Here is a 7,245-nt window from a genome sequence, read left to right on the forward strand (position 1 = left end):
TTTTTCATTTCACCGGCGAGGACTTAGAGAGAAACCTCAGGCTGTGCGCCGAACACCTTTCGCTCACGCTTGCTCAACACCGGCAATTCCAGACGAGCCCGCCCGTAAAACGCCAGCGCCGTCAGCAAACACGCCAGCCACACGAAGATGCCGGCCCAGAACGTATGGGACATGTAGTGCCAGCCCTGTAGGACTCGCGTAGTGCCGTAGACAAAACCGAGCAGCAGCGAGCTCCACAACAACGCGCTGGAGAAACGCCACTGGTAACGACGCGCCACGAAATACAGCGCCAGCATGGTGAAACCACCGGAAGCATGACCGCCCGGCCAGCAACGTCCTTCACCCGCTTCGTGGAACAGCTGGAAATTGTTGTACCACTCGATGTGCGGCATCTTTCCGCCGTACAACGTGGTCTCGATCGGGCAGTAGACGCTGGTGTGTGCCTTGAGGAAATGGATCACCCCGGTGCAGACCGCGAAAGCCACCACCACAAACAGAAAATCCCTACGATGATCGGCGGCAAAGCGCAGTACCGGTGCGACTTTGCAGCGCTCGAGAAACCCGCCCAGACGCGGATGCTTTTGCGGTTTCAGCAGCGGCCAGACAAACGACAACATCGCGCCGATCAAGGCGATTTCCGCCGTCCAGTTCGGAATGATCCGCGCCCACTTGTGGGTCAGTTTTTCAAAGAAGTGAATCTTGTCGAGCGGAAAGGTGTGGGTCAGTGGATCGAACAGCAAATTGCTGAAAGCGATGTCGATGTTGGTCATGTCGAACATCAAAAAAACCACGGCTGCGCAGAGCAGCGGGATGCCGAAGTTGTAAGCATAAAAGCGGGATTTCATCGGGTGGTCACCGTGCGCCAGTCGGAGGCTTCAATGAAGCCGAGCATCTGTGGGGCCGCCGGGCTGGCGGCGGAAACAAACAGCGATGCGCCGTAACCGAGGGTCGAGGCCGGCACCTTGAGGTCTTTTTCCAGCTGCGCCATGCATTCGCTGTGGGTCACCAGAATCAGGTTGCGCCCCGGGACTTTGTGCGCGAGCGCATCCTGCAACATCCGGCCCTTGCAACTGATCAGCCAGTCTTCGCCGGTCGCCGCCTTGTTGAACATGTAGCCGGCGGTCTGCACGGTGCGCATCATCGGGCTGTTGTAGACGTCAGCCTTGTCCAGACCCAACTGCTCGAACTGCGCGCCGACGCTCACCGCGACACTGCGCGAACGGTCGGTGATGCCATCGTGGCCGCTCAGGCAAGCGGCTTTCGAGTGGTCGCAGCGCTCGACGTGCCGCACCAGCACGATGATGTCGCCTTTGTTCCAGCCCTCCTTCAGCGCCTGCGCCCCGGCCACATTGCCATGGGCAAGGTCAGGCACCGCCGCCGGTGCCAGCAGCCAGAGGGTCAAAGGGATCACCAGCACCGAGGCCGCCAAGACCACCCAGGTGTTTCGAAAACGGGCCAGACCGCTCAGATCAATCGAGCGCTTGACGCCGAACAGACTCAGTCGCAATTCCACAAAAAGCCGCCATCACTTGTCATTCGATGCGGCGAGGTTAGAGAGCACGGCGTGGGCAGGCAGTGAAACCCATGTGAAAAAAGTCTTGTGAGTGCCTGTTACAAATTCCGTAGGACAAAATCCTTTCAGCTATCGGATTTGCGGCCGATACAGTCCTGCTTACACCCTTGCTGGCGCAAAAAAACAACAATCTTCCAGCCTGACCGACGATCAAGACGCACAACGTTTTTCTGGAGGATTTTTGATGAATAGCTGGTTCGGCAACATCAGCGTGAACCTGAAACTGGGCCTCGGATTCGGCCTCGTCCTGGCCCTGACCTGCATCCTGGCGCTCACTGGCTGGACCAGCCTGGGCGGCCTGATTGACCGCAGCAACTGGATGAGCGACATCACCCAGCTCAACGCTGGCCTGACCAAACTGCGCGTGGTGCGCCTGCAATACATGCTGACCAACGGCGACGAAACCGCCGCGCAGAACGTGCAGACCACCCTCGACGGTTTCGCCGCCCAACAGCAGAAGCTGATCAGCAGCTTCAAGAGCCCGGAAAACGTCAAGCTGCTCAAGGAGCAGGCGGCGACCATCGCCGAGTACCAGACTTCGCTCAACAAGATGCGTAACGCCTATCGCACCGGCAACACGGCGCGGGACACCATGGCCGCCAATGCCGAGACCGCGTACAACCTGATCCAGTCGATCAGCACCCGCGTCCAGCAGATGGAGATGAGCGAGCAGCGTTTCGAGCAGTTCCAGGCTGTCACCGCCGCCAAGGAAGCGTTCATCCTGGCGCGCTACGAAGTGCGTGGCTACACCGCCACCGCCAACGCCGAGACCGAGCAGAAAGCCGTCGGCCAACTGGATGCGGCCATCGCCAGCCTCAAGCCACTGAACATGCATTTCGCCAGCACCCAACAGGACGCCCTGCGTCAGCTGGAAACCGCATTGACCAACTACCGCAGCGCCTTGCAGGCCTTCAAGAACGCCAACACCGATGCGGTGCAGGCGCGCAAGGAAATGACCGATCAGGGCAACCTGATCGTATCGCTGAGCGAGCAGCTGTATCAGATCCAGCTCGACCGCCGTGACGCGGAAAGCGCCCAGGCCCGCACACTGCAACTGATCAGCACCCTGCTGGCGTTGCTGGTCGGCATCATCGCTGCCTTCATCATCACTCGTCAGATCACCCGTCCGCTGCAGGAAACCATGGCCGTGGTCGACCGCATCGCCAGCGGCGACCTGAGCCAGAACGTGATCGTCACCCGCCGCGACGAACTCGGCGTGCTGCAACAAGGCATCGCGCGCATGGGCGTGACCCTGCGCGACCTGATCAGCGGCATCCGCGACGGCGTGACCCAGATCGCCAGCGCCGCCGAAGAACTGTCGGCCGTGACCGAACAGACCAGCGCCGGCGTGAACAGCCAGAAGGTCGAGACCGATCAGGTGGCCACCGCGATGCACGAGATGACTGCCACCGTGCAGGAAGTCGCGCGCAACGCCGAAGAAGCTTCGCAAGCCGCAGCCGCCGCTGACGGCGAAGCCCGCGAAGGCGACAAAGTGGTGAACGAAGCCATCGCCCAGATCGAGCGTCTGGCCAGCGAAGTGGTGCGTTCCACCGAAGCCATGAGCGTGCTGCAACAGGAAAGCGACAAGATCGGCAGCGTCATGGACGTGATCAAGGCCGTGGCCGAACAGACCAACCTGCTGGCCCTCAACGCCGCCATCGAAGCCGCCCGTGCCGGTGAAGCCGGTCGCGGTTTTGCCGTGGTCGCCGACGAAGTCCGTGGCCTGGCCCAGCGCACGCAGAAATCCACCGAGGAAATCGAAGGCCTGGTGGCCGGTCTGCAAAACGGCACTCAGCAAGTGGCTGCCGTGATGAACAACAGCCGCGCCCTGACCGACAGCAGCGTCGCCCTGACCCGCAAGGCCGGCGACTCGCTGGAAAACATCACCCGCACGGTGTCGAACATCCAGTCGATGAACCAGCAGATCGCCGCTGCCGCCGAACAGCAAAGCGCCGTGGCCGAAGAAATCAGCCGCAGCATCATCAACGTCCGTGACGTGTCGGAACAGACCGCGGCGGCGAGTGATGAGACCGCCAAATCCAGCGTTGAACTGGCGCGGTTGGGTGGGCAGTTGCAGCAGATGGTGAGTCATTTCCGCGTCTGATCACCCCTTTTACCCCGCTGGCAACGGCGGGGTTTCGGGTTTCAAATGGCAAAGCCCAAGCCGCAAAGTCGCACTCAGCCACGGGGCGATCGGAATCCTACAGGTCTGCGGACTCTTTCACCTTTCCGACAGCGACGCATCCACCTCCATGTGACGGTCTGGCTGACAGCTTTCCACTTTGGCCACGCAGTAACGTCGATAGCTCCAACTCAAGGAGCTCCTCGGCATGAACGACAATTCGTTACTCAAGACTCTGATCGAGAAATACAGTCTCAACAACACGGTTGAGTCCCTAGCGTTGTTCAAAAAACTGGGGATCACCTCGGTATTTGATATCAGCGGATTGACCGAAGCCGACTTCAAGGATCGCGTAAGTAATGCGATCAAAAAACCCGACGATGCGCTAGAGGTTGCGCTAAAGGAGGATTTTTCCAAAGTCCGACTCGGGCAGCTCTACGACAATGCCAAATGCCTGGCCGCCCAGATCAGCCAACTCTATCGGGAGAAACAGAGTTCAGGCGGCACGATTCAGGATCATTGGCATCTCCATGGCATTCGGGGTTTGAAGGGACATGGCCCGACCTACACCAATCTGTTCAAAGAAAACTGGAATGACGCCTGCAAAGTCGATTCGATCTCCGCCATCGACTCACCAGTAGCCTACCTCAGAGCGTTGTACCGATATGCCCATCAATTGGAGTCCTCTATCTCCACTGACGTCGGGGACAAAGCCAGCCGGATCCTGTTGAAAGATCGCCGGCCAGACCTGGCAATGCTGTCGATCGATCAGCAAAGTACCTTCACTGCTCAACCCATGCTCAAAATTGTCAATGACATCCTGGACACGAATATTCAGGAAGCGTTGAAAACCACCTCCGACAAACGCAAGACGACGTATGAGGTACTTGCTCAACATCGTTATCCCCTCAACCTTCCCTATGAGTTTTTCCATCACCAATGCATGTTGGGCCTGGCAGGGAAAAAGCCCGCGCTGGGGGAATTGAACTACCTCATCAGCAATGACCTTCCCATTACGGCAAGCGTGAACAGCCCGTATGGCAAGGTACTGGAATCCACCGCTGATGCAGCCCGACTCCTGATGTCCGGAATGGGTCCTAAACAGCAAGAGCTGCTGACAGAAGTGCCGCGGAACGAGGAACAGCCACATTTTCCGCCCGCGCAACATCAACAGGATAATGACTACTGGATAAACAACGTTGGCATTGCGTCATTCCTCGACCTGAAGGACGTGAACACGTTGCTGAAACGCACCGGACTGCACGCAGAACAGCTGGAGGCATTGATCGCTCAAGGGAAATACACACCCCGCCAATCATCACACTACCGGTTACCCAATCCTTTCACTACGCCCTTTGGAGCCCGCTATGTTAACGGCACCGCACCGAATGCCTCGATGAATTTGTCCCGGATCGGGAAAAATCAAAAGATCAACGAAGCAAACGAGTATCGAATCGATCGCCTGCATCGAATGATTCGTTTGCAACGCTGGCTCGGCATCCCCTTCGGCGCATTGGACACATTGATCTGCAGCATTTTTGAATCACAACACCCCCGTAATACTTCGATGCAACCCGACAGACACACCGTGCGATCCCTCGGGGTTTATCGCTATCTGAACCGTCTGTACTCGGTTACGGCTGAAGAGTTTGCAGCGCTGCTGCATCGGGTCTCACCCTCCGCCAACGGTAGCGACACTTCCCAGCTTGATCGGATCTTCAATCAGAGCCGGTTGTTCGAGAAACCGTTGCTGCTTGACGGTCGACAATTTCGGGCCGACCTGTCGGATCCTGAGTCGCACAGCGTACTTCAGCATTTGAGTGCAAACCTTGGCCTGCCTCAGACGGAAGACTCACTCCTGCTTGCCATCAACAACACGCAAAAATACCTAGGCTCACTGAAGTGTGACCTGCCGACCCTGTCTTCGATTTACCGACAGGCACGAATTGCCCGAATGTTCGACATTTCAATCACTGACACCATGACACTGGCCAATTGGCTTGGAGGAGAAAGCGTTCGTCGATGCCTGGTAAAAGGAAAAGATCTGGATACCAGCACCCTGCGCATCAAGGTCTCTCACGGTAAGCAGCACTGTGAACTGGTCGCCATAATCCAGTTACCGGAAGACGCCGATTCGTCAGCGTCTCTTCGACTTCTATCGGGATCAAGCCTGACTAACCATTCAACATGGTTTCCAGAGGGTAAGGCACCTTACGGACTCAAACTTGCCGCTAACGGGGACAACGCCCATCTCTTTATCAGCGGGATCCCGACAATTGCCGAGAGACAAACACACTCTCTGGAGGGACTTGTCATTAATGTAAATGCCCCTTCTCTATACCGCCTGTTACACCGAAAGCAACTTGTTGCTGAAATCACTTCAACCAAATCGAACGGGCTCGACGATGATGACACTCAATTCAATGCAACGCTCACCCATGACGAGCCTTCCATCAACCTGATGGATGTGCTGATGCAGATGGACTGGATGACTCGCTGGCTCAATGAATCTGCCTTGGACATCCCCATGCTGCGCCGTTTCCTCGTACCCACGAACAGCGATGATCATTCGTATCAGGACTTGCTGCCGCATCTGGACAAGCTGCACGAGGATACAAAGCGATGCGCAGTCACTCCCCAGGAGCTGGCAAAGTTGTATCTGCCGGAAAACATTGACTGGCGCGCAAAGCTTTCCGAGACATTGCTTGATGACAAAGGCCTGGTAAAGGATTTCGCCCCGTCACCCGACGACGATATACCTGGCAAGTTCGACGCGGCGCTGGCCATCGTCGTAGATGCGCTGACTCTGGATACAAATCCCGACAAAGACCTGAAGCTCAAGGTGGACTGCAAAAAGAAACTCAAGGCGCTGCTGCTATCGGCCCATGACCGACAGCTGCACCTGATGGAAAAATTCCTGCAAGAAACGTCTTCACTGCCCATGAATCGTGGCAAAGGTGTCGTGATCTGGAGTGGATCGTCGGTTTACCGGATTCTGAGCGCGGCCATACAGGATCAATACTCCCGCTCTCTTCCCCAGGTTATGCATCCGATTCTGCGCCATGCCGAAGCAAGCGTTCAATTGCGCCTGAGTAACAAGACCCTGTGCTTGTTCCTGAAGCACCCCGAGTGGCTGAGAAAGACAACCTCGCCCTTGAGGATGACGATTGACAGCCTGTACTTTCTGGATCGTTTCAATCATTGCATCGACACAAATTACGTCTCTGAAGAAAGCGTACTGAGCTATCTGGAACTCGCCAACGACTCTGCTAGCGCAACGACACTCAACAGTCTTCTGGCCCGGCTGCTGAACTGGACAACGGCAGAAGTCACCGAGCTGAGTGCAAAGCTGGAATCCGGAAAGGCCCAAACGCTGCAAGCCATTGATTGGATCATGCGCTGCCAGAATACCTGTAAATCCACGGGACTCAGCGCTCAAGCCTTGCTCAAGGCTACGGCCTTGAGTAACGAAAGCCCGGAAAACGCCTGGAAAACTGTCGGAGAAGCCGTGATGGCTGCCAGTCTCTGATCCCACATGCTCAAGGAATGA

The 7,245-nt window shown here is 56.9% G+C and carries 4 protein-coding genes and 1 pseudogene; 3 read left to right on the forward strand and 2 right to left on the reverse strand.

Annotated elements, in window-relative coordinates:
- Positions 1-23 precede the first annotated feature (23 nt).
- Positions 24-845, reverse strand: coding sequence for a phosphatase PAP2 family protein (locus tag ACM6JM_RS29415; protein WP_414882929.1), 822 nt, complete (start codon positions 843-845; stop codon positions 24-26).
- On the reverse strand, positions 842-1,513 hold the full coding sequence (locus ACM6JM_RS29420; protein ID WP_085611269.1) for a histidine phosphatase family protein: 672 nt from the start codon (positions 1,511-1,513) through the stop codon (positions 842-844). The genes ACM6JM_RS29415 and ACM6JM_RS29420 overlap by 4 nt, the downstream gene beginning before the upstream one ends.
- Before the next feature lie 379 nt (positions 1,514-1,892).
- Between ACM6JM_RS29420 and ACM6JM_RS29425 the strand changes: the two are divergent.
- From ACM6JM_RS29425 to ACM6JM_RS29435, 3 genes and pseudogenes are all read left to right on the forward strand, one after another.
- Positions 1,893-2,819, forward strand: a pseudogene (locus tag ACM6JM_RS29425) (methyl-accepting chemotaxis protein); the annotation flags it as partial.
- 144 nt (positions 2,820-2,963) lie between these two features.
- The gene (locus tag ACM6JM_RS29430) at positions 2,964-3,677 is read left to right on the forward strand and encodes a methyl-accepting chemotaxis protein (RefSeq protein WP_372240818.1); all 714 of its coding nucleotides are present in this window, start codon (positions 2,964-2,966) and stop codon (positions 3,675-3,677) included.
- Between the two features lie 226 nt (positions 3,678-3,903).
- Positions 3,904-7,224, forward strand: a complete 3,321-nt coding sequence (locus tag ACM6JM_RS29435; RefSeq protein ID WP_414882930.1) for a Tc toxin subunit A — start codon at positions 3,904-3,906, stop codon at positions 7,222-7,224.
- Positions 7,225-7,245: the final 21 nt, after the last annotated feature.

Source organism: Pseudomonas sp. IT-P2, assembly GCF_949767575.1.
In the GTDB taxonomy this organism is placed as follows: domain Bacteria; phylum Pseudomonadota; class Gammaproteobacteria; order Pseudomonadales; family Pseudomonadaceae; genus Aquipseudomonas; species Aquipseudomonas pharyngis.

Bases quoted from the DNA above. Each gene is read 5' to 3' on its own strand.
- ACM6JM_RS29435 (WP_414882930.1), top strand. From the start codon at position 3,904: ATGAACGACAATTCGTTACTCAAGACTCTGATCGAGAAATACAGTCTC.
- ACM6JM_RS29430 (WP_372240818.1), top strand. From the start codon at position 2,964: ATGCACGAGATGACTGCCACCGTGCAGGAAGTCGCGCGCAACGCCGAA.
- ACM6JM_RS29415 (WP_414882929.1), bottom strand. From the start codon at position 845: ATGAAATCCCGCTTTTATGCTTACAACTTCGGCATCCCGCTGCTCTGC.